The organism is Kaistia defluvii, assembly GCF_040548815.1.
Classification (GTDB): domain Bacteria; phylum Pseudomonadota; class Alphaproteobacteria; order Rhizobiales; family Kaistiaceae; genus Kaistia; species Kaistia defluvii_A.
This window is the reverse complement of the sequence record NZ_JBEPSM010000003.1, coordinates 16651-42759: the sequence shown is the minus strand read 5'-3', so window position 1 is coordinate 42759 and position 26109 is coordinate 16651. Positions and strand designations below refer to the sequence as shown.

The 26109-nt window shown below is 66.3% G+C and carries 24 protein-coding genes and 2 tRNA genes; 13 read left to right on the top strand and 13 right to left on the bottom strand.

Going from position 1 to position 26109, the window contains the following annotated elements:
• Positions 1–70: 70 nt before the first annotated feature.
• From ABIE08_RS17080 to tesB, 3 genes are all read right to left on the bottom strand, one after another.
• Complete coding sequence (locus ABIE08_RS17080; RefSeq protein ID WP_354552910.1) at positions 71–1408, bottom strand: ammonium transporter; 1338 nt, start codon at positions 1406–1408, stop codon at positions 71–73.
• Positions 1409–1555: 147 nt separating this feature from the next.
• Complete coding sequence (locus tag ABIE08_RS17075; RefSeq protein ID WP_354552909.1) at positions 1556–1894, bottom strand: P-II family nitrogen regulator; 339 nt, start codon at positions 1892–1894, stop codon at positions 1556–1558.
• Positions 1895–2208: 314 nt separating this feature from the next.
• The gene (gene tesB / locus ABIE08_RS17070) at positions 2209–3060 is read right to left on the bottom strand and encodes an acyl-CoA thioesterase II (RefSeq protein WP_354552907.1); all 852 of its coding nucleotides are present in this window, start codon (positions 3058–3060) and stop codon (positions 2209–2211) included.
• 119 nt (positions 3061–3179) lie between these two features.
• On the opposite strand from tesB, the gene ABIE08_RS17065 reads away from it, so the two are divergent.
• Positions 3180–4418: a ubiquinone biosynthesis hydroxylase gene (locus ABIE08_RS17065; RefSeq protein ID WP_354552905.1), complete on the top strand. Its 1239-nt coding sequence runs from the start codon at positions 3180–3182 to the stop codon at positions 4416–4418.
• 291 nt (positions 4419–4709) lie between these two features.
• Here the strand turns inward: ABIE08_RS17065 and ABIE08_RS17060 are convergent, their stop codons facing one another.
• The 5 genes from ABIE08_RS17060 to ABIE08_RS17040 all read right to left on the bottom strand — a co-directional run bounded on the left by ABIE08_RS17060 (position 4710) and on the right by ABIE08_RS17040 (position 7910).
• Complete coding sequence (locus tag ABIE08_RS17060) at positions 4710–4901, bottom strand: Trm112 family protein (protein ID WP_354552903.1); 192 nt, start codon at positions 4899–4901, stop codon at positions 4710–4712.
• 10 nt (positions 4902–4911) lie between these two features.
• The gene (locus ABIE08_RS17055) at positions 4912–5589 is read right to left on the bottom strand and encodes an LON peptidase substrate-binding domain-containing protein (protein ID WP_354552901.1); all 678 of its coding nucleotides are present in this window, start codon (positions 5587–5589) and stop codon (positions 4912–4914) included.
• A 12-nt stretch (positions 5590–5601) separates the two neighbouring features.
• Positions 5602–6549: a thioredoxin gene (gene trxA / locus ABIE08_RS17050; protein ID WP_436409573.1), complete on the bottom strand. Its 948-nt coding sequence runs from the start codon at positions 6547–6549 to the stop codon at positions 5602–5604.
• Between the two features lie 57 nt (positions 6550–6606).
• On the bottom strand, positions 6607–7125 hold the full coding sequence (locus ABIE08_RS17045; RefSeq protein WP_354552900.1) for a prolyl-tRNA synthetase associated domain-containing protein: 519 nt from the start codon (positions 7123–7125) through the stop codon (positions 6607–6609).
• Between the two features lie 182 nt (positions 7126–7307).
• On the bottom strand, positions 7308–7910 hold the full coding sequence (locus ABIE08_RS17040; protein WP_354552898.1) for an outer membrane protein: 603 nt from the start codon (positions 7908–7910) through the stop codon (positions 7308–7310).
• A 289-nt stretch (positions 7911–8199) separates the two neighbouring features.
• Here ABIE08_RS17040 and ABIE08_RS17035 point away from each other — a divergent pair.
• From ABIE08_RS17035 to ABIE08_RS17025, 3 genes are all read left to right on the top strand, one after another.
• Positions 8200–8274, top strand: a tRNA-Gly gene (locus ABIE08_RS17035).
• 228 nt (positions 8275–8502) lie between these two features.
• A tRNA-Gly gene (locus ABIE08_RS17030) sits at positions 8503–8577 on the top strand.
• Between the two features lie 308 nt (positions 8578–8885).
• Positions 8886–9398, top strand: a complete 513-nt coding sequence (locus ABIE08_RS17025; RefSeq protein ID WP_354552896.1) for an Hsp20/alpha crystallin family protein — start codon at positions 8886–8888, stop codon at positions 9396–9398.
• A gap of 54 nt (positions 9399–9452) precedes the next feature.
• Here ABIE08_RS17025 and ABIE08_RS17020 read toward each other — a convergent pair whose 3' ends face one another.
• The 5 genes from ABIE08_RS17020 to ABIE08_RS17000 all read right to left on the bottom strand — a co-directional run bounded on the left by ABIE08_RS17020 (position 9453) and on the right by ABIE08_RS17000 (position 14853).
• The gene (locus tag ABIE08_RS17020; protein ID WP_354552894.1) at positions 9453–10541 is read right to left on the bottom strand and encodes an ABC transporter ATP-binding protein; all 1089 of its coding nucleotides are present in this window, start codon (positions 10539–10541) and stop codon (positions 9453–9455) included.
• A gap of 10 nt (positions 10542–10551) precedes the next feature.
• Positions 10552–11397 (bottom strand): carbohydrate ABC transporter permease, encoded by an 846-nt coding sequence (locus tag ABIE08_RS17015; protein WP_354552892.1) that lies wholly within the window; start codon positions 11395–11397, stop codon positions 10552–10554.
• A gap of 10 nt (positions 11398–11407) precedes the next feature.
• The gene (locus tag ABIE08_RS17010) at positions 11408–12364 is read right to left on the bottom strand and encodes a carbohydrate ABC transporter permease (protein ID WP_354552890.1); all 957 of its coding nucleotides are present in this window, start codon (positions 12362–12364) and stop codon (positions 11408–11410) included.
• 13 nt (positions 12365–12377) lie between these two features.
• Positions 12378–13484: an enolase C-terminal domain-like protein gene (locus ABIE08_RS17005; protein WP_354552889.1), complete on the bottom strand. Its 1107-nt coding sequence runs from the start codon at positions 13482–13484 to the stop codon at positions 12378–12380.
• 118 nt (positions 13485–13602) lie between these two features.
• Positions 13603–14853, bottom strand: a complete 1251-nt coding sequence (locus ABIE08_RS17000; RefSeq protein WP_354552887.1) for an extracellular solute-binding protein — start codon at positions 14851–14853, stop codon at positions 13603–13605.
• A 192-nt stretch (positions 14854–15045) separates the two neighbouring features.
• Between ABIE08_RS17000 and ABIE08_RS16995 the strand changes: the two genes are divergently transcribed.
• From ABIE08_RS16995 to ABIE08_RS16955, 9 genes are all read left to right on the top strand, one after another.
• Entirely contained in the window at positions 15046–15684 is a 639-nt protein-coding gene (locus ABIE08_RS16995) for a GntR family transcriptional regulator (protein ID WP_354552885.1), read from the top strand.
• A 277-nt stretch (positions 15685–15961) separates the two neighbouring features.
• Positions 15962–17599 carry a methyl-accepting chemotaxis protein gene (locus ABIE08_RS16990; protein WP_354552883.1) on the top strand — a complete coding sequence of 546 codons (1638 nt, stop codon included), beginning with the start codon at positions 15962–15964 and terminating at the stop codon, positions 17597–17599.
• Between the two features lie 26 nt (positions 17600–17625).
• Positions 17626–18090 carry a chemotaxis protein CheW gene (locus tag ABIE08_RS16985; protein ID WP_354552881.1) on the top strand — a complete coding sequence of 155 codons (465 nt, stop codon included), beginning with the start codon at positions 17626–17628 and terminating at the stop codon, positions 18088–18090.
• Positions 18090–19346, top strand: coding sequence for a CheR family methyltransferase (locus ABIE08_RS16980; protein ID WP_354552879.1), 1257 nt, complete (start codon positions 18090–18092; stop codon positions 19344–19346). Before ABIE08_RS16985 ends, ABIE08_RS16980 begins: the two co-directional genes overlap by 1 nt.
• Entirely contained in the window at positions 19346–19990 is a 645-nt protein-coding gene (locus ABIE08_RS16975; protein WP_354552878.1) for a chemotaxis protein CheW, read from the top strand. The genes ABIE08_RS16980 and ABIE08_RS16975 overlap by 1 nt, the downstream gene beginning before the upstream one ends.
• Positions 19987–22254 carry a hybrid sensor histidine kinase/response regulator gene (locus tag ABIE08_RS16970; RefSeq protein ID WP_354552876.1) on the top strand — a complete coding sequence of 756 codons (2268 nt, stop codon included), beginning with the start codon at positions 19987–19989 and terminating at the stop codon, positions 22252–22254. The genes ABIE08_RS16975 and ABIE08_RS16970 overlap by 4 nt, the downstream gene beginning before the upstream one ends.
• A gap of 22 nt (positions 22255–22276) precedes the next feature.
• Positions 22277–23314: a chemotaxis-specific protein-glutamate methyltransferase CheB gene (cheB, locus tag ABIE08_RS16965; protein ID WP_354552874.1), complete on the top strand. Its 1038-nt coding sequence runs from the start codon at positions 22277–22279 to the stop codon at positions 23312–23314.
• Positions 23311–24360, top strand: a complete 1050-nt coding sequence (locus ABIE08_RS16960; protein WP_354552872.1) for a GGDEF domain-containing response regulator — start codon at positions 23311–23313, stop codon at positions 24358–24360. Before cheB ends, ABIE08_RS16960 begins: the two co-directional genes overlap by 4 nt.
• 114 nt (positions 24361–24474) lie before the next feature.
• On the top strand, positions 24475–26109 hold the full coding sequence (locus tag ABIE08_RS16955) for a GMC family oxidoreductase (protein ID WP_354552870.1): 1635 nt from the start codon (positions 24475–24477) through the stop codon (positions 26107–26109).

Here is a 26109-nt window from a genome sequence, read left to right as displayed (position 1 = left end):
GCGAAGGCCGGGGTCTTTCCACTCTGGAAGGCTTGTTTTTGGGGTGGGCGCCCGGGGGCGCCCGCCGATGCTAGTTGTGGTAGGCGCGTTCGCCGTGCTCGACGATGTCGAGGCCTTCGCTCTCGACTTCCTTGCGGACGCGGAGACCGATGATGACATCGACGATCTTGTAGAGGATCGCCGAACCGACGCCGGACCAGACGACCGTGAACAGCACGCCTTCGATCTGGACCCAGAGCTGGTGGCCCATCGCGTAGTCGGCGACGCCCGTGCCGCCCAGCGACGGGCTGACGAGGATGCCGGTGGCGATGGCGCCGACGATGCCGCCGACACCATGGATGCCGAAGACGTCGAGGCTGTCGTCATAGCCGAAGCTGTTCTTCACCGTGGTGACGAAGAAGAAGCAGACGATGGCGGCGCCGAAGCCGAGCACGATGGCGCCGACCGGGCCGATGAAGCCGGCAGCCGGGGTGACCGCGACCAGGCCGGTGACGACGCCCGAGATGCCGCCGAGCATGGAGGGCTTGCCGCGGACGATCCATTCGATCAGCGACCAGCCGATGGCGGCGCCCGCCGTGGCGACGAAGGTGTTGATGGTGGCGAGACCGGCGACCGAGCCGGCCGAGAGAGCCGAACCGGCGTTGAAGCCGAACCAGCCGACCCAGAGCATCGCAGCGCCGACCATGGAGAGGGTCAGCGAATGGGGAGGCATCAGATCCTTGCCGAGGCCGGTACGCTTGCCGATGATCAGGGCGCCGACCAGGCCGGCGATACCGGCGTTGATGTGGACGACCGTGCCGCCGGCGAAATCAAGCGCGCCGCGCTTGAACAGCCAGCCCGTCGACTGCCAGACCGAGTGGGCGATCGGCAGATAGACGACCGTGATCCAGAGGATCATGAACAGGATGACGGCGGCGAACTTCGTGCGCTCAGCGAACGAGCCGACGATCAGCGTGGCGGTGATCGCCGCGAAGGTCATCTGGAACGACAGGAAGACGTATTCCGGAATGGTGCCGGAGAGCGTGTCCGGCGTGATGCCGGCGAGGAAGGCCTTCGACAGGCCGCCGATCAGCGCGCCGCCATCGGTGAAGGCGAGGCTGTAGCCGTAGAACACCCAGATGATCATCGCGACGCAGGCGATCAGGAGAACCTGCATCAGCACCGACAGCATGTTCTTGGTGCGGACGAGGCCGCCGTAGAACAGCGCGACGCCGGGGACGATCATTGCAAGCACCAGGATGGTCGAAACCAGCATCCAGGCGGTATCGCCGGAATTCAGCGTCGGCACCGCGGCGGTGACCGCCTCGACGGCCGGCTCGGTGGCGTCCTGCGCGAAGGCGGCGACCGCCGATGCCAGCAGCGCGCCTCCCGCCGCAGCCAGAGAGAAGGGAGCATTTCGAAGGTTCATTGCAGTTCTCCTGTCGGACCGGCGTTGCCGCCGGTTGCCTGCGCCCGGGGCGAAGCCCTTCTCGCAGCTGTTTTTCGATGGGATGGCGGGTCGACTTGAAGGGTGTGCCACCCGCTGGAGCCAGCGAACGGCGCGAGGCGGAAGGCGCTAGAGCGCGTCGGTGTCGGTCTCGCCCGTGCGGATGCGGACGGCCTGCTCGATCTGGTAGACGAAGATCTTGCCGTCGCCGATCTGGCCGGTCTTGGCGGCGGCGGCGATGGCCTCGACGACCTTGTCGACGGCTTCGCTGGCCACGGCGACTTCGATCTTGAGCTTGGGCAGGAAGCTGACGGCGTATTCGGCGCCGCGATAGATCTCGGTGTGGCCCTTCTGGCGGCCATAGCCCTTGACCTCGGTAACGGTCAGGCCCTGCACGCCGATGCTGGTCAAGGCGTCGCGCACCTCATCCAGCTTGAACGGCTTGATAATCGCCATCACGATTTGCATGTGTTCGGATCCCATTTCTCTCTGCGTCTGGTGGACGGCGGACCTCGATCGCTCGGGGCCCTCAGTAACGGTCGCGGACAAGCGAACGCCTTCGCTGGCAAACACCAATCAAGGTCCGTGCCAACTCTGACGATTGTGCCGAAAAAAATGTGAACAGCGCAAAAGGGCGGCACGCCGCCTGTCAAAACGCAGGCGTCGCCGCGATCTCGCCGCAAATTCTGATCGCGGCATGAGCAAATTTCGAATTTTGCCCAATTAATGGGCTGTGGTGTACGCAATGCCTGGCCAACGGGCGAAAGCGGTAGACGCGACGCTCACCGGCTGACCGGCCGGACCAGTCCTTCCTGCGCCACCGAGGCGACCAGCACGCCCTGGCGGTCGAACAGGCTGCCGCGGTTGAAGCCGCGCGCGCCATGCGCCGAGGGGCTGTCCTCGACATAAAGCAGCCAGTCGTCCATCCGGAACGGCCGGTGGAACCACATGGCATGGTCGAGGCTGGCGACCTGCAGGCCCGGCTCGAACACCGACCTTCCATGCGCCAGAAGCGTGGTATCGAGCAGCGTCAGGTCGGAGGCATAGGCGAGTATGCAGCTGTTGAGCACGGGATCGTCGCCGATCGCGATCTTGGCGCGAATCCAGATGGCGTGGCTGTGGCGCGGCTCGTCGCGCCGGAAATAGGCCTTCTGGTCGACCGGGCGCAATTCGATCGGACGCAGCCGCTCCCAGTATCGGCGGACGCCCGCCGGGGCGCCGTCGAGCAGGGCCGCGCCGATCTCGCCATCGACCGGCAGGTCTTCCGGTCCCGGCACGTCGGGCATGGATATCTGGTGCTCCAGCCCGTCCTCGCGGATGTGGAAGGAAGCCGACATGATGAAGATCGTCTGGCCATGCTGGATCGCGACGACCCGGCGGGTCGAGAAGCTGCCGCCATCGCGCACCCGCTCGACCTCGTAGACGATCGGCGCGGACGGATCGCCCGGGCGCAGGAAATAGCCGTGCAGCGAATGCACCAGCCGGTCCGTGACAGTTCGCGACGCGGCCACCAGCGCCTGGCCGATCACCTGGCCGCCGAAAACGCGCTGCCAGCCGGGATCGAAGCTGCGACCCCGGAACAGATTGTGTTCCAGCGGCTCCAGATCGAGTATCGAGAGAAGGTCGTTGATCATGCTTGCATCGGTCGCGTTCGGAAAATCGGGATCGGCGGACGTCGCTCAGTTGCGGCCGCCCACCCACCAAGTCAAGCGGCCACCGGGCGTGGCGGCGCATAGCCGGAAGGAATGAGTTCATGGCAGCAGGGATGGAGACGGGTTCGGCCATCGACGTCCTGATCGCCGGCGGCGGCTATGTCGGCCTCTGCACGGCGCTGGCGCTGAAGCAGGGCGCGCCCTCGCTTGCCGTCGCAGTCGTGGATCCGGCCCCGGCCGGCGCCGGCTCGCGCGACGGCCGCGCCTCGGCGATCGCCGCGGCGGCGAAGCGGATGCTGGAGACGCTGGGCATCTGGCAGCAGATCGAGGCGACCAGCCAGCCGATCACCGAGATGATCGTCACCGACAGTCGCCTGCGCGACGCCGTGCGCCCGATCTTCCTCACCTTCTCCGGCTCGGTCGAGAATGGCGAGCCCTTCGCGCATATGGTGCCGAACGGGGCGCTGGTCGGCGCGCTGTCGGAGGCCTGCCGCATCGCCGGCGTCGAGCTGATCTCAGGCGATTCGGTCGCCGATTTCACCACGCGCGCGGCCTCGGTCGAGGCGAAGCTTGCCAGCGGCGGCACGATCACCGCGCGCCTGCTGGTCGCCGCCGATGGCGCGAAGTCGCGCCTGCGCGATCTCGCCGGCATCCGCACGGTCGGCTGGTCCTATGGCCAATCGGGCATCGTCACGACGGTGCAGCACGAGCGGCCCCACCACGGCCGGGCCGAGGAACATTTCCTGCCGGCGGGTCCGTTCGCCATCCTGCCCTTGCCGGGCAACCGCTCGTCGCTGGTCTGGTCGGAGCGCACAGAGCATGCGGACCGGTTGGTCCAGGCGGACGAGTTCACCTTCCAGCTCGAGCTCGAGCGGCGCTTCGGCCATCATCTGGGACCAATCGAGGCGATCGGCCCGCGGCGCGCCTATCCGATCGGGTTGAAGCTCGCGCGTTCCTTCATCGCGCCGCGCGTGGCGCTGGTCGGCGACGCCGCGCATGCGATCCATCCGATCGCCGGTCAGGGCCTCAATCTCGGCTTCAAGGATGCGGCCGCCCTGGCCGAGACGGTGGTGGACGCCGCCCGCCTCGGGCTCGACCCCGGCACGCTCGACATACTGGAGCGCTACGAGCGCTGGCGCCGCTTCGACACGGTGCAGATGGGCATCGTCACGGACGGGCTGACGCGGCTGTTCTCGAACGACAATCCGGCGCTGCGCATCCTGCGCGATGTCGGCCTCGGGCTGGTCGACCGCCTGCCGCGCCTCAAGGAAAGTTTTATCGGCGCTGCGTCCGATGTCGGCCAGGCCGGCCCGCGCCTGCTGCGCGGCGAAGTGATCTGAGGGAGGCTTCCCTGTCCTTTCCAGCCTATCACCCCGCACTGCCATCATCCTGAGGCGCTTCGCGACAGCAAAGCCTCGAAGGATGATTCAGCGGAAGAAATCCGCGCGGCGGTCCCGATTGCGGGTGTTCCCTGGACCCTCCTTCGAGGCCCGGCTTTGCCGGGCACCTCAGGATGATGGTCGCGTTTTGGGGACGCGGCCTTTGGGTCTGTTGCGCCGACCGGCTTCGCCTGTCGGACGTTGCGATCCGGATCATCGTTCCGCCGCGGTCGGCGGAGGAACGGAATTTTCTCAGAACGGCCGGGCTTCGTCCGGGAGCATGATCGGGATGCCGCTGCGGATCGGATAGGCGAGACGCGCGGCGCGGCTCACCAGTTCCTGGCGCTCGGGATCATATTCGAGCGTCGTCTTGGTCAGCGGGCAGACCAGCAGCTCCAGCAGCTTGGGATCGACCCGGCTTTCCTCGCGTTCGGCATGCGCCATCGCCCGGCTCCTATTGCAGCTGCGACGAGGCGTTGCCGTCGCCGCGGCGGGCGAGCGAGATCTCCGTCAGCGCGATCAGCGTCTCGGCCCGGGTGCGCAGGTCCGGTGCTTCGAGCAGCGCCTGCTTCTCCGCCATGCCATAGGGGCTCATCATCGACAGCGCATTGACCAGCGTCTCGTTCGACGCCTTCTCGATGCTGTCCCAGTCGGCTTCGAGCTGGTTGGCGTCGAGATAGAGGCGGAACGTATCGAGCAGATGGCTGCGATCGACGGTGTCGGAACCGGCGTCCTCGACGAAGTCGGACGGGAAATCGATCGCCGTGACGCGGCAGCGGCGGAAGCCCGATTCGGGCTCGACCTCTTCCAGGATGCGGAAGCGGCTGATGCCGGTCAGGCAGATCATGTAGCGGCCGTCGCCCGTCTCCGAATAGGAGGTGATGCGACCGGCGCAGCCGACCGCGAACAGCTCCGCCGCGTCCTCGCCGTCTTCCGTCACCGTCATCGGCTGAACCATGCCGATGATGCGGTCGCCCGCCATCGCATGGTCGACCATGGCCATGTAGCGCGGCTCGAAGATGTTGAGGGGCATCTGGCCGCGCGGCAAGAGCAGCGCTTCGGGGAGCGGAAAGACCGGAATCAGATCGGGAAGATCGTCCGGGGCTTCATAGATGGCATTGCCTGCCTGCATGCGAATGGCGCCTTACGAGAACAGAAGCGAGGAAAGACGGCGGCGCCCGTACAGCGTCACCTCGTCCATCGGGCCCCAGGCCTCGAAGAACTGAACGAGCTGCTTGCGGGCCTTGTCATCCTCCCAACTGCGATTGAGGCGGAAGATGTCAAGGAGCTGGTCTGCGGCATCCTCGCGCTGGTCCTTGGCATTGAGCAGCAGGGCCAAGTCGAATCGGGCGTCAAAATCCTTGGGATTGCTTTCGATCCGCGCGCGAAGCTCGCCTTCCTCGCCGAGATCAGCCGACTGGTCGGCCAGCGCGATCTGGGCGCGGACGGCGGTGACGCCCGGGTCGTTCGCCTTTTCGGGCGGAAGCGAATCGAGCAGCTCGCGCGCCGCCTCGACATTGCCGGTCGCGACGTCGCAGCGGGCAAGGCCCACCAGCGCCTTGAAGGTGTCGGGCTCGGCGGCCAGGATCGCGGCGTAGACGTCGGCGGCCTGGGCGAACTGGCCCTGCTCGACCAGCGCGTCGGCTTCCGCCAGCGCCGCTTCGACTTCGGCGCCGCCGGCGGGACCCGCGACCCGCTCGATGAATTCCTTGATCTGGCTTTCCGGCAGCGCGCCCATGAAGCCGTCGACCGGCCGGCCGTCGACAAAGGCGATCACCGCCGGAATCGACTGGATGCCGAGCTGGCCGGCGATCTGCGGATGGTCGTCAATGTTCATCTTGACGAGACGGACCGTGCCGCGCGCCTGCTGGACGACCTTCTCGATCACCGGCGTCAGCTGCTTGCATGGGCCGCACCAGGGCGCCCAGAAATCGACGAGCACCGGCTGGCGGCGCGATTCCTCGAGAACGTCCTTGGCGAAATTGTTGGTGGTCGTGTCCTTGATCAGCGTGTCGGCGCCATTGGCAGCCTGGGTCGCGGCGCTGTCGCCGATGCTGAAGCTGGGCTGGTTCATGCGGATTGCCTCGATCATCAAAGGCCGGCTCCCGCGCCGGCGCGTCGCGGAGAACATGGCGCTTCGAACCCGGTTTTACAAATCCGGACTGGCCGCGGCTTGCGAAAAAGACAGGAGCAGCGGCTCGTGGCCGGTGGCGCGCAGGAAGGCGAGCAGGTCGGCGGCGGCGATCGTCGTGGTCGCGGTATTGACGAGCGGATGGAAATTGACGGCGCCCGCGGTGGCGAGCGCCTCGTCGAGCACGACGGTCAACCGGGCCGGCTGGTCGTTGATCACGCCGAACGGCGTCACCGAACCCGGCAGCACGCCGAGCAGGCTCTGCATCAGCTCGGCCGAGCCGAACGAAACGCGGCCCGAGGCGCCGATCCGCTCATGCAGCCGCTTCAGGTCGATCGCGGCATTTTCCTCGGCGACCACGAGGAAGAGCGCGCCCTTCTTGTCCTTCAGGAACAGGTTCTTGCTGTGCAGCCCGTCAATCGCCCCGCGCAGCGCCTGCGATTCCTCGACCGTGTAGAGCGGCGGATGGGTGACGGTGGTCGTCTCGATGCCGAGGCTTTCGAGAAAGGCGAACAGTTCGTCCTGGCTTGCCGGCATGCGTTTCCCCCCCCAGTGGCTGATTTTCGTTCCGCACCCCTGCGCTAAAACCGTCGTCGGGTCTCGCGGGGCAGGTCTTTCCTGAAGCATGCCGCGCTGGGGGCGGCAAGCGCGGAGGCGCAGGCGGACAAAAAGAAAGCCCGGCGCGGGCCGGGCTTTCTCGTCGTCGCAGGCGCGAGGGATCAGAACTTGAAGTTCAGGCCCGCGGTGACCGCATGGGCGGTGACGCCGCCATTCACGACCGGATCGAAATTGCCGATGTCCTTCTTGCCGAGGTCGACATAGTCGTATTCCAGGCGGCCGGTCAGGTTCCTGGTGAAGGCGTATTCGACGCCGGCGCCGGCGGTCCAGCCAACGGCCCACTGGCTCTCGTCGGCATATTTCAGATCGCCATAGGCGACGCCGCCCTTAGCGTAGAGCAGGAAGTTGTCCCAGGCATAGCCGGCGCGAACCGTCGTCTTGCCGAGCCAGTCGAGCTCCGCCACGTCCTTCAGCGAGGTGTAGGCGATGTCGGTTTCGACGCCGATCACCCAATGGTCCATCTGGTAGTTGTAGCCGGCCTGGGCGCCGACAAGGCCGCCTGTGCCGCTCAGGCCGTCAAGATCGCCGGTGAAATCGCCGAACAGCGCGCCGCCATGCACACCGACATAGAAGCCGGTCCAGTCAAAGGCGGCTTCGGTGACGATCGGAGCCGGGGCCGGAGCGGGCTCATAGGTCAGATCGGCGGCGGAAGCGGCGCCGGTCAGCGCGATCAGGGCGGCGCCGGCGAGAAAAAGCTTGGTCATTGGTACCTCAAGAGATGCGAGCCCGGGCCAATACGCACCCGAAACTCCGTCTCTCAGCCACCCCTGGCTTACCCGTGGCGAGGGCTTAGCACCGGCTTCTGGACAGAACGATGGCAGCGACGGCGCGCCCCGTCCCAGGCCCGGATTCCCGACTGGGCTGCGCCAAAAAGGTCGCTCATCGTGGCGGGGCGGTGGCGGCTTTCTGGCGCAAATCGGCGCGAAAAAACTCTCTTGCAATCGATTCCGGCTTCGGCCATAAGGTGCGCACGCCGGCACCGCCGGGGTTTAAGCGGGTGTAGCTCAGGGGTAGAGCATAACCTTGCCAAGGTTAGGGTCGAGCGTTCGAATCGCTTCACCCGCTCCAATATCTCCGGTCACCCACCGGAGTTTCAAAAAGGCCACGGTTTTCCGTGGCCTTTTTGCTTTTCGGGATCGTTTTTCGCCTTCCGTTACATCCGCCTTCCGAGCGTCGTCGATCCTTTTCCGCGTCGCGCCGGGCTGTGGAGAACGGGCAGGAAGGCACGCCGGCCTCGCTTGCAATCGATCCGGGCTTGCGCCATAAGGTGCGCATGCCGGCGCGAGCCGGGGTTAAGCGGGTGTAGCTCAGGGGTAGAGCATAACCTTGCCAAGGTTAGGGTCGAGCGTTCGAATCGCTTCACCCGCTCCAATATCTCCGGTCACCCACCGGAGCTTCAAAAAGGCCACGGTTTTCCGTGGCCTTTTTGCTTTTTCGGCCACCGAGCCGCGTTCGGCCCACCGCCTGGGAGGCGGTCTGCGCCGCGCCTGCCGCTCCTTGTCGCGCACCCTCGAAACGCTGCGGCGACACCCTATCTTGCCCGATGTGCAAGCGGCTTCGCGGCCTGCCACCCGGGTCGGCCGCAGGCAAAGGCACGCTCCCGTCCCGCGCTGTGACGCCGGCCGGGCAGGGTGGGAGCTTTCGGCGCAGCTGGCGGACCCAGCAAGAGGAGAAGCACCATGGCACGTCATTCCCTCGTTCCCTTCGGCGGCAGCCCCCTGATCGGCGGCGACCCGTTCGTCTCGCTCCAGCGCGGCATGAATCGTCTGATGGAAGACGTGTTCCGCAACGCTGGCATGCCGGCGGGCGGCGCGGAGGGGCATGAAGTTGGCCTGCTGATGCCGCAGATCAACGTCTCCGAGACGGAATCCGAGGTGCGCATCACGGCGGAGCTGCCGGGCGTGGCCGAGAAGGACGTCGATGTCACGTTGGACGACGACGTGCTGACCATCCGCGGCGAGAAGCGGATGGAGCAGAAGGAAGACAAGGAGAACTATCACTTCGTCGAGCGGTCGTTCGGCCGCTTCATGCGCTCGATCCGTCTGCCGCAATCGGTCAACCGCGACCAGGTCAAAGCGAATGTCGAGAACGGCGTGCTGACCATCGTCCTGCCGAAGAACGCGGCGCAGGAAAAGACCCGCCACATCCCGGTGAAAAGCGGCCAGAGCACGGGCCGCGACACCAGCCACTGAGCACCCTTGCACCCGACGCCGCCCGATCCGGGGCGGCGCCGGGATTCTGGGACACTACCCGATGCGGTTGCCGGAGTCGGGGTCGAAAAGGCTGATCGAATCCGGCTGGATCGACAGGCCCAGCGTTTGGCCGGTCGCGACCGTCAGCTTCGGGCCGAGGCGGGCGGTGATGGTCTGGCTGCCCAGCGCCAGCACCACCAGCGTGTCCGGTCCCGTCGGCTCGACCACGTCGATCGTGCCGGTCAGGTCCGGCGTGGTGATCTCGGCCGAGAAGGATTCCGGCCGGACGCCGAGCACCACCTTGCGCCCGAGCAGGGCGTCCAGATTGGCGGCGACGCGGGGCAGGCGGATCGTCGCCGGATTGTTGCCATCGGTCGTGAGCGCGACATGCTCGCCGTCGCGGGCCAGCGTGCCGGTGATGAAATTCATCGAGGGCGAGCCGATGAAGCCGGCGACGAACATGTTGGCCGGCTTCTCATAGGTCGTCATCGGATCGGCGAGCTGCTGGATGACGCCGCCCTTCATCACGGCGATGCGGGTGCCGAGCGTCATCGCCTCGATCTGGTCGTGCGTCACATAGACGACCGTGGTGCCGAGGCGGTTGTGCAGGCGCTTGATCTCGGTCCGCATTTCGGCGCGCAGTTTTGCGTCGAGGTTGGAGAGCGGCTCGTCGAACAGGAACAGTTCCGGCTCGCGCACGATGGCGCGGCCCATGGCGACGCGCTGGCGCTGGCCGCCGGAGAGCTGGCCGGGCTTCCTGTCGAGCAGGTGGTCGACCTGCAGCATGCGCGCCGCGCCATCCACCGCGCGCTTGCGCGTGTCCGTCTCGACGCCGCGCATTTCCAGGCCGAAGCCGATGTTCCGCTCGACCGGCATGGTCGGATAGAGCGCGTAGGACTGGAACACCATGGCGATGTTGCGGTTCTTCGGATGGACGTCGTTGACCCGCTTGTCGCCGATCAGGATGTCGCCGGCGGTGGGCGTCTCCAGCCCGGCGATGATGTTGAGCAGGGTGGACTTGCCGCAGCCCGACGGCCCCAGCAGCACCAGGAACTCGCCGTCTTCCAGCTTCAGGTCGATGCTCTGCAGCACATCGAGGGCGCCGAAGCTCTTGCGTACGCCGTTCAGCGTCAGTGTCGACATGGTGGTGTCCTCAACCCTTGACCGCGCCGGCGGTGATTCCGTGGACCATGGTCCGCTGCACGATGGCGAACAGGATCATGACGGGGATGATGCTGATGATGCCGCCGGCGGCGAGCACGCCCCAGGGCAACTGGAATTCGCCGACCATCAGCTGCAGGCCGACCGGCCAGGTGCGCGAGCCCTGGCTGGTGGTCAGCATCAGGGCGAACAGGAATTCGTTCCAGGCCGCGATGGCGACGAAGACGGAGGTAGCGACCAAGCCGTTGCGGGCGAGCGGCAGCACGATGCGGATCATGGCGCCGAGCCGGGTGCAGCCGTCGATGCGGGCGGCACTTTCCAGCTCCTTCGGCGCCGCGTCGAAGAAGCCCTTCAGCATCCAGACGAAGAGCGGCAGCAGGAAGCTCGTATAGGCGAGCGCCAGGCCGAAGCGGCTGTCGAGCAGGCCGACGCCGCGCATCAGGATGAAGAGCGGGATGATCATCAGCACGGCCGGGAACATGCGGATGACCAGATAGCCGAGCATCAGCGCGCCGCGGCCGGGATAATGGAAGCGCGAGAAGGAATAGGCGGCGAGCGTGCCGGTGATCAGGCAGAGCACGACGGTGGTGGCGGTGACGACGAAGGAATTGAACACCAGCGTCGGGAAGCCGGACTGGGTCCAGATCGTGACGTAGTTCTCGAAGGTGATGCGCCTGGGGATGTACTGCATCGTCTGGGTGACGATGTCGGCCTCGTATTTGAGGGAGGTCAGCAGCGTCCAGAGCAGCGGGAAGATGCAGAAGGTCGTCAGGATCAGCAGCACCGCATAGGTGGCGATGTTCCAGCCGAGACGTGCGCGACGGCTTGTCGTGATCATGGGCTGGTCCTCAGTCCTGGTTCACTTTGGAGACGCGCACATAGGCCCAGGCGAACAGCATGAGCAGCACGAACATCACGACCGAAAGCGCGCCGGCATAGCCGAAGTTGAAGTCCTTGTAGGCCTTCTGGAACGCATAGAGCGACAGCACCTGGGTCGACTGGCCCGGCCCGCCGCCGGTCAGGATCAGCAGCAGGTCCGGCGAGTTGACCAGGCCGATGACGCGCAGGATCACGGCGGCGGCGATGACGGAGCGCAGCATCGGCAGCGTGATCAGCCGCAATTGCCGGATCGGGCCGGCGCCATCGACGGAGGCCGCCTTGTAGAGATCGTCCGGCACGCCCTTCAAACCCGCGAGCAGCAGCAGCGCGAAGAAGGGGAAGCCATGCCAGGCCTCGACGAGGATGGCGGCGCCGAGCGCGGTCGAGGGATCGGCGAACCAGGCCTTGTAGGTTTCGAGGAAGCCGAGGCGGACCAGGATGTCGTTGATGACGCCGAGGCGCGGGTCGAGCAGCAGCGCCCACATATGGCCCGCGACGACATTGGGCAGGAAGAAGGGCAGCAGGATCAGCACGCCCATGATCTTGGTGCCGGGCAGGTTGCGGTTAAGCGCCAGCGCTGCGAGCAGGCCGAGCCCGAATTCGATGACGACGGCGAACGTCACCCAGACGGCGGTATTGCGCAGCGACAGCCAGAAGACCTTGTCGTTCCACATGGCGACATAGTGCTTGAAGCCGACGAAGCCGGTGCCGAGATCCGGCCGGTTCAGCCGCATCTGGCGGAACGAGAGCTGGAAGCCGTAGACGGTCGGGTAGAGCACGACGGCGAGGATCAGGATCGCGCTTGGGACCAGCAGCAGATACATCCAGTACCGGGTTTCGGAGAGACGGCCGAGCGCCGCCGCCGGATCGAGCCGCCGCCAGACGGAGGGGGGATGCTGCGACAGGGCTGACATGCGTTCGGCCATCGGTCTTGTTTCCTCAGACGATCGCGAGCGCGGTGCGCTCGAGATGGTTCCAGTCCGGCTCGAAGCCGAGGCCCGGCGTCTCCGGCACCGTGATGAAGCCATCGACGACAGGCAGTTCCGCCATGGTGGCGAGGCCCTGGATCTGGGCGCTCGACATGACGAGCTGCTCGTAGAAATCATTGTTCGGGATGGCGCCGCAGATATGTGCGTTGGCGACGCCCATGCCGTGCACCTGGGCCCGCATGCCATGCGATTCCGCCAGATGCGCCACCTTCATCGCGCCGGTGATGCCGCCCTTGTAGAAAGAGGAGGTGCGCATCATGTCGAGCGCGCCCATGTCGATCCAGGTGGCGGCGTTCCAGTGGCAGCCATCCGAGGTCTCGGCGGCGAGCACGGGAATTTCGAGCTGCTCGGTCAGCTTCACATAGCTGCGCAGGTCAAATTCGCGCATCGGCTCCTCGTACCAGAGGAAGCCGGCATCCTCGAGCTGGCGGCCAAACCAGAGCGAGGTGACGAAGTCCCAGCCGGCCGAGCCGTCGAACATCAGCTGCGCGTCGTCGCCGGTCCATTTGCGCAGGTTGTGGCTGAGCTTGGCGTCCTCTTTGGCATCGCCCCAGGCATGCAGCTTGAAGGCGGTGAAGCCGACATCCATGCATTCCTTGATGTAGCGCTCATACTCTTCCATCGTGTCCCAGGTGACCGTGGACGCGTAGGCCTGGATGCGGTTGGAATTGCCGCCGAGCAGCTGGTAGAGCGGCAGGCCGGCCTTCTTGGCCTTGATGTCCCAGGCGAGCTGATCGATCAGGCCGAGGTTGCGCATGTGCAGCTCCTCGATCCGGTCGATTTCCCAGATCTTGGTCCACAGCCGCTCGGTCATCAGCGGGTTTTCGCCGATCAGCGACTTGAGGCGGCGTCGGGTCAGGCTGGCGATCGCCTCGCCATCGCCGATCTTGATCGCGCCGGTGATGCCTTCGTCGGTATCCATGCGCAGGATCGCCGATTTCGGGCGCTGGTCGAGCGGCGTGCCGTCGCCAGAGCCGGCCAGGCCCGTGCGCCAGCGGAACGGATATTGCGGGTGATCGTCCTCGACGATGTAGGCGCGGATGTCGGTGATTTTCACGAGGGACTCCCGGCGTGATCGGCACGCCACGTTCGATGTCCGGAGGGGAGGGCGGGCGACGGCGTGCGCCGAGGCAGCCAGCCGCTATACGCGGCCGGCTGCGTTTCGATCGGAGGACCTACTTGGTCTCTTCGAGACCGGCGATCATCTCGTCGACGGCATCTTCCGCCGTCATCTGGCCGATCAGCACCTTCTGGAAGGCGGCGAGCACCGTGTGCTCGGACCAGCCGGCAATGCCGACGAAATTGGCCGGCAGGCGGCCGAAGGCGAGCGTCTCGACGGCGGGCGCATAGAGCGGATTGCCGGTGATGCGTTCGTCCTTGACGACGGCCGCATTGGCCGGGAAGTAGCCGGTCTTTTCGAGGAAGGCGATGGCCGGCTCGGCCTGACCCCAATAGGAGATCCAGTCCCAGGACGCGTCGGCGTTCTCTTCCTTCATCAGCCCGTTATAGAGATAGGCGAGGCGGGCGACGCGGGCGGCTGGACCGGCGGGGATCGCGAAGGTCTTGAACTCGACGCCCGGCTTGAGGGCAGCCGAGATTTCCTGGAACGAGCCGGTATGGTGCCACACCATCGCCGTCTGGCCGGTGCGGAACGCTTCCATGATCTGGCGATAGCCGTCGCCCGGTGCGCTTGGCGGCACGACCTTCTCGGTGGTGAACAGGCCGGCATAGAACTTGACCGCCTCGATCGCCTTGTCGCGGTCGAGGCCGATATTGCCCTCGGCGTCGACCACCGGCGCGCCGAAGGATTCCATCATGTCGAGCACGTATTTCTGGCCGCCGGCGCCGCCGCGCATGCCGAAGCCGAAGCGGCCCTTGGTCGGGTCGGTCAGCTTCTTCGCGATGTCGACGAATTCGGCATAGGTGGTTGGCGGGCCGGCGATGCCGGCTTCCTCGAACCAGTCGGAGCGGTAGTAGCCCCAGTCGACGAAGGCGAAGGCGGGCACGCCGTAGATCTTGCCTTCCTTCGAGATGCCGGCCCAGCGATCGGCTGGGAAATTCGCCTTTTCCGGCCAGCCGTCGACGCGGGCCGTGATGTCGACCAGGCCTTCCATGGCCAGCATGTCGGCCAGGCGCTCCGCCGTCACCATGGTGGTGTCGGGCCGGCTGCCGGAAACCACGGCGGCGGTGAACTTGGCCATGAATTCCGGATTCGGGATGTTTTCCTGCGTCACCACGATCTCGGGATTGGCCTTGGCGAAGGCCTCCATCACCGCCTTCAGGCCGGCGAATTCCGCCTGGCTGGTGAAGTGGTGCCAGTAGTTGATGTTGGTGGCGGCAAGCGCGCGCATCGGCGCGAGGGCGGCTGCGGCGGCCAGGGCGGCGCTGCCGGCCATCAGGCTGCGGCGGGTGATGTTGGCGATCATTGGTTCCTCCCAGATCGGCACGTCATATCGGTGAGATTGGCCGCCTCTCCCGCAACCAAAATCCAGAACTGATTATTCACATAGCCACTCTGATAGCAACAGGGTGCCTGTTTCATATATGAAGAACGTGCTATGGATGTCGTCGCAGGAGGATTTCGAGTTATGGCGCAGGCGGCGGAAGCTCCCACCAAATTGAGTCAGATCGCGTATCAGCGCTTCAAGGAGGCGCTGTTCTCGCGCCAGATCCCGATCGGCGCGACGGTCTCGCAGGGCGAGCTGGCGGAGCTTCTGCAGGTCCAGACCGGCGCGCTGCGCGAGGCGATGCAGCTTCTGGAGAAGGAGGGCTTCCTCACCGTCCTGCCCCGCTCCGGCATTCGCATCGTCAAGCCGGACATGAGCCATCTGAAGGACTGCTTCCAGATGCGGCGCGCGCTGGAGGGGGAGGCGGTCCGCCGCTTCGCCGAGCGCGTCACGATGGGGGAACTCGCCGACTGGCGGGCCCGGCATGAGCGGATCATCGATCTTGCGCATGGCGGCACGGTCGAGTCGGCGCTGATCGAGCGCTCCACCGAGGTCGACCAGGCGTTTCACACCGCCCTGTCCGAAAGTACGCGCAACCCGCTGATGATTTCCGCCCATGTGCACATGATGGAGCAGATCGGCGTCATCCGGCTCGACAACATGTACATGCTGTCCTCGCTCGCGATCATCCAGACGATGCAGGAGCATCTGGCCGTCCTGGCCGCGCTCGAGGCGCATGATGCGGATGGCGCCGCCGCCGCCATGGACGCGCATCTCGCCCGCGCCATGCACCGCGCGATGGGCCTCTAGGCCGGGCGGCCGCTCGCAGGGCCTTTTCGCGCGGTTCCGCGTGTCGGGGCATAGCGGATCGGCGGTTCGATCCCTTTATGCGGTCGAGCGACGTCTCCATGGCACCCCGGCAGGCTGTTTCCGCCGAATCCGCAAGAGACAAGAAAGGATTGTGCGCTAGCGTCCACCCTGGCCGATGGCGTGGTGCGACCTTGCTCCTGCGCTTCCGATCTTCAGCCGGCAGCCGGCGAGACCGCATCGTCCCTTGATGTGTGCTTCCAGGACGGAATCCAGCGCGATGAATAATCTGACCATACGCCAACGCATCCTCGGGAGCTTCGCCGCCGTCCTGGCCGTGATGTCGATCATGGCGGCGCTGTCCTTCCTCTCGCTGGTCCGCACCGCCAACGAGGCAGCCACCATCGAGACCAACACCATGCCGGGCCTGTTCTACAGCCTGCGCATGCGCGCCGGATGGTTCGAGGCGCAGGCGCTGGTCCAGGATCTGGCGCTGTCCGACAGTGATGCGGGCCGGGACGCGGCGGTGACGAAGATTTCCGCCAATGAGGAAAAGCTGCGCGGCTTCATGGTCTCCTATGAGGCGTCCGTCGATTCGCCCCAGGACCGCGCCAATCTCGACGATGTGAAGCGCCTGTCCGAGGCGGTCTTCGCGAAACGCGCCGATCTCGTCGCCATGACGCGGGACGGCCTTTCCGAGGAGGCGCTCGTGCGGCAGCGCGCGCTGATCAAGACCGATATCGAGCCGGCCATTTTCACGGTGCAGGACGCCGTGCGCAAGATGGTCGATTACAACAAGGACGAAAGCGACCGGGCCACGCAGGCGATCAGCGCCAGCGCCGAGACCGGCAAGCTGATCCTGATCGTCAGCTTCGTCGTCGCCGTCGCCCTGTCGCTGCTGTTTGCCTATCTGCTGTTCCGCGCCGTGATGGGCCCGCTCGGCAAGCTGGTGGCGGCGGTCGAGGTCATGCGGCGCGGCGACTTCAGCCAGCGCGTCTCGTTGACCCGCCGCGACGAATTCACGACGCTCGCCGACGGCTTCAACGCCATGATCGACGACCTGACGAGCCTGATCGGCCAGGTGCAGAAGTCGGGCATCCAGGTCAACACCTCGATCACCGAAGTCGCCGCCACCTCGAAGCAGCAGCAGGCGACCGCCAACGAGATCGCCACGACGACGACGGAGATCGGCGCCACCGCCAAGGAGATCTCCGCGACGTCGAACGAGCTCGTGCGCACGATGAACGAGGTGTCGACGGTGGCGGAGCAGACGGCGGGGCTCGCCAATGGCGGCCAGGCCGGGCTGCAGCGGATGGAAGCGACCATGCGCCACGTCATGGATGCGGCGGCCGCGATCAACGCCAAGCTGGCAATCCTCAGCGAGAAGGCGGGCAACATCAACCAGGTCGTCACCACCATCACCAAGGTGGCCGATCAGACCAACCTGCTGTCGCTCAACGCGGCGATCGAGGCGGAAAAGGCCGGCCAGTACGGTCGCGGCTTCGCGGTGGTGGCGACCGAGATCCGCCGCCTGGCCGATCAGACGGCCGTCTCGACCTATGACATCGAGCAGATGGTCAAGGACATCCAGTCCGCCGTCGCCGCCGGCGTCATGGGCATGGACAAGTTCTCCGAGGAAGTGCGCCGCGGCATGACGGAAGTGCAGCAGGTCGGCGGCCAGCTGTCGGATATCATCGAGCAGGTGCAGGGCCTGGTGCCACGCTTCGAGATCGCCAATGAGGGCATGCAGGCGCAGGCGACCGGCGCCGGTCAGATCAGCGATGCGCTGTCGCAACTGAGCGAGGCGGCGCAGCAGACGGTCGAATCGCTGCAGCAGTCGTCGATCGCCATCGACGAGCTCAATCAGGTGTCGAGCGGGCTGCGCAACAGCATCACACGGTTCAAGCTGCGCGCCTGACGGCAGAAACGGCGGGGTCTGACACGATGCTGTTTCTGATGTTCCGGCTCGGCGCGGACCGTTACGTCCTCGATGTCGAGCATGTCGAGGAGGTGCTGCCCTTCCTCGAGCCGACGCTGCTGCCGGGGGCGCCGCATGGCGTCGTCGGCGCGATCAACTATCGCGGGCAGGGCGTGCCGCTGCTCGATCTGAGCCTGCTGGCGCTGGGCCGGCCTTCGGCGGCGGTGATCAGTACCCGCGTGATCCTGATCCGCTATCCCGTCGAGGGTGGGGAGACTCGCCGGCTCGGCCTGATCGCCGAGCGGGTGATCGAGACGGTGTCGCGTGATCCCAACGACTTCGTGCCGTCCGGCGTCGATGCCGGCATGCCGCCTTATCTCGGTCCCGTCGCGTCGGACGCCGAGGGGTTGATCCAGCTGGTCCGGGCCGAGGCGCTGCTGCCGCCCCAGCTTCGCGAAATCCTGTTTCGCAAGCTTCAGGCGGATTCCTGATGCTGGGCGCCATCGAACAGCTGCTCAAAGACGAGATCGGCCTCAACAGCCAGTCGGTCGGCCTCTCGGTCATCCGGCATGCGCTCAAGGAGCGGATGACCGCGACCGGCATCGGCGACCTGCATGAATACTGGTCCGTGGTCACCCGCTCGCGCAGCGAGCTGCAGCAGCTGATCAACGCCGTCATCGTGCCGGAGACCTGGTTTTTTCGCGATCGCGACGCCTTTTCCGGCATGACCGGCTATGCCCGCGCCCACATCACGCGGCGTCGCCCGATCCGGCTCCTAAGCCTGCCGTGCTCGACGGGTGAGGAGGCCTATACGATGGCCATGGCGATGTTCGACGCCGGTTATGGCGCCGACGACTTCACCATCGAGGCGCGCGACATCAGCTCGCGCAATCTGGAACAGGCGCAGCTCGCGCTCTATGGCCGCAACTCGTTTCGCGGCACCGATCTCGCCTTTCGCGATCGCTATTTCGAGCCGGTCGAAGAGGGCGGCTATCGGCCGAACGCGGCGGTGCTCGGGCGCGTCCATTTCAAGCTCGCCAATCTGCTCGATCCGCCCGAGGCGGCCGAACTGGGAGGCTACGACATCGTCTTCTGCCGCAACCTGCTGATCTATTTCGATCGTCCGACGCAGGACCGCGCGCTTGACCGGCTGGAGCAATTCCTGGCGCCGGGCGGTTTGCTGCTGGTGGGCCCGGCGGAATCGGCGCTGCCGATCGCGCGCGGCTTCGCCTCGGCGCGGCTGCCCATGGCCTTTGCCTTCGTCCGCGCGCCGAAGACCCAACCGGTTGAACCGCCTCGCGCGGTGACCCCGGCAGCCCCGCCTGCCAAGCCGGTCGCACGACCCGCCGCCCCGATGCGTCCGGCGCCGCCTAAAAAGCCGCCGGCGGTGAGCCGGCCCTTGCAGCCGAAGGAAAGCCCCGCGCCGGATCCGCGGGCGGCCAGCCTGGCGTCGATCGAGCGGGCCGCGAATGGCGGCCGGCTGGCCGAGGCGCGCGAGGCGGCGCTGGCGCATCTGGCGCAATTCGGCCCCTCCGCCGATGCCTTCTATCATCTGGGCCTGGTGCAGGATGCCGACGGCCATCCGGCCGAGGCGATCCAGAACTATCGCAAGGCGATCTATCTGGCGCCCGACCATCGCGAGGCGCTGGCGCAGCTGGCGCTGCTGCTGCAGCGGCAGGGCGATGGGGCCGGGGCCAGGGCGTTGAACAGCCGGCTTGACCGGATGGCGAACAGGAGCGGCAGCTGATGTCGGACGCTTCCGATCCGAAGGCGGACGAGGCCGGGATTGCGCATCCGCGCCGGCGCGACCGAAAGGCCTATGAGGAAATCGCGCGCACCCTGCTCGATCGCCCGCTGCCGCCCGAATACCGAGCCGAATGGGCCCGCCACTTCGCCGGCGAGAAGCCGATCGAGACGGGCGTGGAGGAAGAGCGCGCCGCCGCCGTGATCTTCCGGATCGGCGAGGAATGGCTGGCCCTTTCGACCGCCGTGTTCAAGGAAGTGGCGGAACCGCGCCGGGTCCATACCCTGCCGCACCGTCGCAACGGCATCGTGCGCGGCATCGCCAATGTGCGTGGCGAGCTGCTGGTCTGCATCTCCTTCGCGACCCTGCTCGGCATCGACAAGAACGCCGCCACGGAGCGCGGCGACCGCAGCCTGCATTTCGAGCGCATGGTGGTGATCGGGCGCGCCAATGGCCGCATCGCCTTCAGCGTGCACGAGGTGCACGGCATTCATCGCTATGAAAGCGGCGCGCTGACCCCGGTGCCCGGCACGGTCGGGCAGGCGGGATCGTCCTTCACCAGCGCCATGCTGGCCTGGGAGGGACGCAGGGTCGGCCTGCTGGACGACGCCAGGCTTCTCGACGCCATCGATCGGAACATTGCATGAGCGGCGAGGATTTCAGCCAGTTTTCCATGCTCGACCTGTTCAAGGCCGAACTCGAGACGCAATCCGAGGCGCTGACGACGGGCCTGCTGGCGCTGGAGCGGAACCCGGTCGCCGCCGATCACCTCGAAGCCTGCATGCGCGCCGCCCATTCGCTGAAGGGCGCGGCTCGCATCATCGACCTGACGCCCGCCGTCGAAGTCGCGCATGCGATGGAAGAGTGCCTCGTGGCGGCGCAGCGCGGCAAGATCACCCTTCGCCATGACCATATCGATGCGCTGCTCAGGGGTGTCGACCTGCTGGTGGCGATCGCGCTTTCCGAAAATCCGGAGGCTCCGCGCGTCAAGGCGGATGTCGCCCAGTTCCAGCGGACGCTTGAGGCTGCGGTGGCGGCGACCAGCGAACCGGCCGCGCCGCCTGCCGCCGCTCCCGCTCCCAACCCGGTCGAGCCGGCGTCGATCGAGCGTCCGCTTATCATCGCCGCTGCGGCCGAGCCGGTGCCAGGTTCAGGGTCCGCGGGAGCCGATCGCATGGTGCGGGTGACGGCCGAGAGCCTCAATCGCCTGCTCGGGCTTGCCGGCGAATCGCTGATGGAGGCGCGCCGGCTCCGCCCATTCAACGACAGCCTGCTTCGCCTGAAGCGCTTGCAGGCGGATGCCGCGCGCGCCTTCGAGGATCTGCGCGCCGCGCTGGACAACGCTTCCGAGGAGCGGACGAAGCTAGCCTTCGAGGAGGCGCATCAGCGGCTTCTTGCGAGCCACGCCTTTCTCGCCGCGCGGCTGGATGAGATGGATTCGATCGACCGGCGCGCCACCGATCTTGCCAACCGGCTCTATGACGAGACGCTGGAGAGCCGGATGCGGCCGTTCGAGGATGGCGTACGCCATTTCTCGCGCACGGTGCGGGATCTGGCGCGCAGCCTCGGCAAGCAGGCGCGGCTGGAGATCATCGGCGGCTCGACCTCGATCGATCGCGATATTCTCGAACAGCTGGAAGCCCCGCTCGGCCATCTGCTGCGCAATGCGGTCGATCATGGCATCGAAATGCCGGAAGAGCGTCTCGCCGCCGGCAAGCCCGCCGAGGCAGTCGTCCGCGTCGAGGCCTGGCACAAGGCCGGCCTGCTGCAGATCGTCGTCGCCGACGATGGACGCGGCATCGATCTGGAACAGATCCGTGCGGCGGTTCTCGCCCGCAATCTGACGACGCCGGAGACGGCGGCCGATCTCAGCGAGGCGGAACTGCTCGAATTTCTATTCCTGCCCGGCTTCTCGATGAAGGCGGATGTCAGTCATATCTCCGGCCGGGGCGTCGGGCTGGATGCCGTCCAGGCGATGGCGAAGCAGGTGCGCGGCCTGGCCAGCGTTGCCTCGCAACTCGGCAGCGGCACCCAGTTCCAGCTGCAATTGCCGCTGACCCTTTCGGTGATGCGCACGCTGCTGGTCGAGGTCGACGGCGAACCCTACGCCTTTCCGCTGGCCGGCATCGTCCGCACCCTGGCGCTCGCGCGCGATGCGATCGAGCTGCTGGAGGGCCGGCCGCATTTCCGTTTCGACAACCGGCAACTCGGTCTGCTGACCACACACGAAGTGCTCGGGCGCGGCGAATCGCATCCGCAGGAGGGCGACCTGCCCGTGGTGGTGGTCGGCGATCGCGGCGAGATGTACGGCATGATCGTTGACCGTTTTCTCGGCGAGCGCGAACTGGTCGTCCGGCCGCTCGATCCGCGGCTTGCCAAGGTCAAGGATATCAGCGCCGCGGCGTTGATGGAGGATGGCTCGCCGGTGCTGATCCTCGATGTCGCCGATCTCGTGCGCTCGGCCGAAAAGCTGGCGGCGGTCGGCGGCCTGCGCACGCTGGAGCGTCGCGGCGCCAGCACCGACGCCCGCCGCCGCAAGCGCATCCTCGTCGTCGACGATTCGCTCACCGTGCGGGAGTTGGAGCGCAAGCTGCTCGACTATAACGGCTATGAGGTCGACGTCGCCGTTGACGGCATGGATGGCTGGAACGCCGTCCGCTCCGACAATTTCGATCTGGTCGTCACCGATATCGACATGCCGCGCATGGACGGAATCGAATTGGTGACGCTGATCAAGAAGGATGTCAGGCTGCGCAGCCTGCCCGTCATGATCGTTTCCTACAAGGATCGCGAGGAGGACCGTGTCCGGGGTCTCGATGCCGGCGCGGACTATTATCTCACCAAGGGCAGCTTCCACGACGAGACGCTGCTCAACGCGGTCAGGGACCTGATCGGAGAGGCGACGGAATGAACGCCGACGGCGGGTTACGGCCATGAGGATCGGCATCGTCAACGACCTGCCGATCGCCGTCGAGATCTTGCGGCGCATCCTCGTCGGCACCGGAGAACACCAGCTTGCCTGGGTCGCCATGAACGGCGCCGAGGCGGTGGCGCAATGCCGGCTAGACCTCCCGGATCTGATCCTGATGGATCTCACCATGCCGGTGATGGACGGCATCGAGGCGACGCGGCAGATCATGCTGGCGACGCCCTGTCCGATCCTGCTGGTGACGGCGAGCGTCGACGACAACGTGCCGGGCGTCTATGAGGCGATGGGCCATGGCGCGCTCGACGCCGTCGACCTTCCTTCCGTCAGCCTCCGCACGGATGGCTCGGTTCGCGCCTCGCCGCTTCTGGTCAAGATCGCCACCCTCGGCCGGCTGATGCGGGACCATACCGCATCGCGCCCGTCCCGGATTGCTGTCCGTCCCAGGGCGGGTTCGTCGCCGGCGCTGGTCGCGATCGGCGCCTCGGCCGGTGGCCCCGCCGCTGTCGCCGCCGTGCTCAGCAAGTTGCCGGCGGATTTCCCGGCGGCGCTGGTGCTCGTGCAGCATCTCGACGCGCAGTTCGTCGCCGGCCTCGCCGATTGGCTGGGCCAGCAAACGAAACTGCCAGTACGGGCCGCGCGCGAGGGCGAGCCGCCGCAGCCGGGAACCGTCCTCGTCGCGTCGACCAGCGACCACCTGGTTTTCAAGACGCGCAGTGAACTCGGTTATAGCGCCGAGCCGCGCGATCAGCTTTATCGACCTTCCGTGGATGTTTTTTTTGAAAGCGCCGCACGGTGGTGGCAGGATGCGCTGGTTGGCGTGCTGCTGACTGGGATGGGGCGGGATGGAGCCATTGGCCTCAAGAAGCTGCGCGACCGTGGGCATTTGACGCTGGCGCAGGATCAGGCGACAAGCGCGGTCTACGGCATGCCCAAGGCGGCCGCCGCGCTGGGCGCCGCCGTTGAAATCCTCCCCCTCGATTCGATCGCGCCGCGTCTGGTCGACGTGTGCATGCGAAGCAATACTGAAAAGGCGACCCCATGAAGGGCGAACAGGACCCCGCTCCGCAATCGACGCCGCCGCCCGCCGACAACTACATGGCGCTGGTGCTGCTGGTCGATGATCAGGTGATGATCTGCGAGGCGGTCCGGCGCATGCTGGCCAGCCAGTCGGACATCGATTTCCACTACTGCACCGATCCCATGGAGGCGCTGCGGGTGGCCGACCGGGTCAAGCCGACGGTGATCCTGCAGGATCTGGTGATGCCCGGCATCGACGGCATGGAGCTGGTCCGCCATTACCGGCAGAACGCCCAGACCCATTCGGTGCCGGTTATCGTGCTCTCGACCAAGGACGATCCCGCCATCAAGAGCGAGGCCTTCCAGGCCGGCGCCAACGACTATCTCGTCAAGCTGCCGGACCGCGTCGAGCTGATCGCCCGCATCCGCTATCACACCCGCGCCTATCTCGATCACGTCCAGCGCGACGAGGCCTATCGCGCGCTGCGCGAGAGCCAGCGCCAGCTGATGCGCGTCAATCTCGAGCTGGAGCGGCTGACGCGGATCGACGGGCTGACCGGCCTCGGCAACCGGCGCTATTTCGACGAATATCTCGCCGCAGAATGGAAGCGCGGCCTGCGCAACCGCGCCGCCATCTCGGTGCTGATGATCGATGTCGACAATTTCAAGCGCTACAACGACGCCTATGGCCATCTCGCCGGCGACGAGGTGCTGAAGCAGGTATCGTCGGTGCTGCAGGCCGGCGCCAACCGCTCGACCGACCTGGCGGCGCGCTATGGCGGCGAGGAATTCGTCATCGTGCTGACGGACGTGACGCTGGCCGGGGCGAGCGTGGTGGCCGAGCGTATCTCGCAGGGCGTGCGCGATCTCGCCATTCCGCATGGCGAAGGCCGGGTGACGGTCAGCATCGGGGTTGCGACAATGATCCCCGGCGTCGATCCGGACGAGATCGTCAATGCCGCCGATCTCGCGCTCTTCCGCGCCAAGGCGGCCGGGCGTGACTGCGTCGTGCTGCACGAGCCATCCGCCGATCCCGGAAGCGCGGATCCGCAGTCCCAGCGGGAAGCCTAGCCGGCGTATTTCCGGCGGGGCGATGCGGAATGGTCTCGCCAACACCTTGCGCGGGGCCGCAAAATTCTTTTTCCTGTCGGCAAAGAGCGCCTTCGCTCCGACGGGATCCTTTTCATGGCCTTTGACTACATCATCGCCGGCGGCGGTTCGTCCGCCTGCGTCGCCGCGACCCGCCTGGTTCGCGACCATGGCGCCCGCGTCCTGCTGATCGAGCGCGGCCCGTCGCACTATGCGAAGCTGATGCAGATGCCGGCCGGCTACATGAAATATCTCGGCCGCGAGGACTTCCTCGAAATGCACCACACGGTCGAGCAGCCGCGCCTTGGCGGCCGCGGTCCGATCGTGCCCCAAGCCAAGGTTCTGGGCGGCGGCAGCTCGGTCAACGCCATGGTCTATATGCGCGGCCAGCGCGACGACTACGACCATTGGGATGCGTTTCTCGGCGGCAATACCGGCTGGAGCTATGCCGACCTGCTGCCGCACTTCAAGGCGCTGGAAAAGAACCAGAAGTTCAACGACGCCTATCATGGCATCGATGGCAGCCTGCTGGTGTCCGATCCGGGCCAGCTCTGCGAGATGACGCGAGACTACATCCTCGCCGCTCAGGGCGCCGGCATTCCCTACAATCCCGATTTCAACGGCGCCCGCCAAAACGGCGTCGGCGTCATGCAGCACACGATGGGCGTGGTCGACGGCAAGATGCGCCGCAGCGACGCGGTGTTTTCCTTCCTGTCGCAGGTGATGAACGACAAGAGACTGACCGTCGTCACCGAGGCGCTGGTGACGCGGATCCTCACCGAGGGCAGCCGCGCCGTCGGCGTCGAATATGTGAAGGACGGCAAGCGCCTCGAGGCGCGGGCGGAGCAGGAAGTGCTGGTCGCGACCGGCACCTACAACACCGCCAAGCTGCTCATGCTGTCCGGCCTCGGCCCCGCGGCGCATCTGAAGGAGCACGGCATCGCCGTCCATACCGACCTGCCCGGCGTCGGCCAGAACCTGCAGGATCACCACGAGGTGCCTGTCATCGCCACGACGAAGCGCGCGAGCGGCTATTTCGGCGAGGACAAGGGCTGGCCGATGCTGCGCAACGGCCTGCAATATGTGCTGTTCGGCACGGGACCGGTGACGACGACGGGCATCGAATCCTGCCTGTTCTACGATCCCGACGGCGGCGACCGCCCGACCGTGCAGCTCTATTGCGCGCCGATCGTCTATCTCGACCGCGACGTCACCGACATGCAGCCGACCCATGGCGTCACGCTGACCTCCTGCCTGCTGCGGCCCAAGGCGCGCGGCTCGGTCAAGCTGCGCTCGGCCGATCCGGCCGCCAAGCCGGTGGTCGATTCCAACTTCTTCGGCGATCCCGATGATCTGCGCCTGACCATCGCCTCGATGCGCTTTGCCCGCGAGCTGCTCAAGACCGAGCCGGTCGGCTCCAACATCAAGGGCGAGTTGCTGCCGGGCGCCGACAAGCTCAGCGACGCGGAGCTTTCCGCCTTCTGTGCCAAGACGGTGAAAACCAATTATCACCCCTCCGGCTCGGCCCGCATGGGCCGCGACGACGACCCGATGGCGGTGCTCGACACCCAGCTGCGCGTGCGCGGCGTCGAGGGGCTGCGCGTCATCGACTGCGCGGCGATCCCGTTCATCCCGTCCGCCAATACCAACGCGATCGCGCTGGCGCTCGGCAACAAGGCGGTGTCGATCCTGATGAACGAGACGGTCGCGCCCGCGGTGCTCGATCGTTAG

Bases quoted from the DNA above. Each gene is read 5' to 3' on its own strand.
- tesB (WP_354552907.1), bottom strand. From the start codon at position 3,060: ATGATCAACGACCTTCTCTCGATACTCGATCTGGAGCCGCTGGAACAC.
- ABIE08_RS17055 (WP_354552901.1), bottom strand. From the start codon at position 5,589: ATGCAGGCAGGCAATGCCATCTATGAAGCCCCGGACGATCTTCCCGAT.
- ABIE08_RS16985 (WP_354552881.1), top strand. From the start codon at position 17,626: ATGCTGTTTCTGATGTTCCGGCTCGGCGCGGACCGTTACGTCCTCGAT.
- ABIE08_RS16960 (WP_354552872.1), top strand. From the start codon at position 23,311: ATGAAGGGCGAACAGGACCCCGCTCCGCAATCGACGCCGCCGCCCGCC.
- ABIE08_RS17080 (WP_354552910.1), bottom strand. From the start codon at position 1,408: ATGAACCTTCGAAATGCTCCCTTCTCTCTGGCTGCGGCGGGAGGCGCG.
- ABIE08_RS17025 (WP_354552896.1), top strand. From the start codon at position 8,886: ATGGCACGTCATTCCCTCGTTCCCTTCGGCGGCAGCCCCCTGATCGGC.
- ABIE08_RS16990 (WP_354552883.1), top strand. From the start codon at position 15,962: ATGAATAATCTGACCATACGCCAACGCATCCTCGGGAGCTTCGCCGCC.
- ABIE08_RS17040 (WP_354552898.1), bottom strand. From the start codon at position 7,910: ATGACCAAGCTTTTTCTCGCCGGCGCCGCCCTGATCGCGCTGACCGGC.
- ABIE08_RS17015 (WP_354552892.1), bottom strand. From the start codon at position 11,397: ATGATCACGACAAGCCGTCGCGCACGTCTCGGCTGGAACATCGCCACC.
- ABIE08_RS17065 (WP_354552905.1), top strand. From the start codon at position 3,180: ATGGCAGCAGGGATGGAGACGGGTTCGGCCATCGACGTCCTGATCGCC.
- ABIE08_RS17045 (WP_354552900.1), bottom strand. From the start codon at position 7,125: ATGCCGGCAAGCCAGGACGAACTGTTCGCCTTTCTCGAAAGCCTCGGC.
- ABIE08_RS17010 (WP_354552890.1), bottom strand. From the start codon at position 12,364: ATGGCCGAACGCATGTCAGCCCTGTCGCAGCATCCCCCCTCCGTCTGG.
- ABIE08_RS17060 (WP_354552903.1), bottom strand. From the start codon at position 4,901: ATGGCGCATGCCGAACGCGAGGAAAGCCGGGTCGATCCCAAGCTGCTG.
- trxA (WP_436409573.1), bottom strand. From the start codon at position 6,549: ATGATCGAGGCAATCCGCATGAACCAGCCCAGCTTCAGCATCGGCGAC.
- ABIE08_RS16980 (WP_354552879.1), top strand. From the start codon at position 18,090: ATGCTGGGCGCCATCGAACAGCTGCTCAAAGACGAGATCGGCCTCAAC.
- ABIE08_RS16975 (WP_354552878.1), top strand. From the start codon at position 19,346: ATGTCGGACGCTTCCGATCCGAAGGCGGACGAGGCCGGGATTGCGCAT.
- ABIE08_RS17020 (WP_354552894.1), bottom strand. From the start codon at position 10,541: ATGTCGACACTGACGCTGAACGGCGTACGCAAGAGCTTCGGCGCCCTC.
- ABIE08_RS16970 (WP_354552876.1), top strand. From the start codon at position 19,987: ATGAGCGGCGAGGATTTCAGCCAGTTTTCCATGCTCGACCTGTTCAAG.
- cheB (WP_354552874.1), top strand. From the start codon at position 22,277: ATGAGGATCGGCATCGTCAACGACCTGCCGATCGCCGTCGAGATCTTG.
- ABIE08_RS16955 (WP_354552870.1), top strand. From the start codon at position 24,475: ATGGCCTTTGACTACATCATCGCCGGCGGCGGTTCGTCCGCCTGCGTC.
- ABIE08_RS17075 (WP_354552909.1), bottom strand. From the start codon at position 1,894: ATGCAAATCGTGATGGCGATTATCAAGCCGTTCAAGCTGGATGAGGTG.
- ABIE08_RS17000 (WP_354552887.1), bottom strand. From the start codon at position 14,853: ATGATCGCCAACATCACCCGCCGCAGCCTGATGGCCGGCAGCGCCGCC.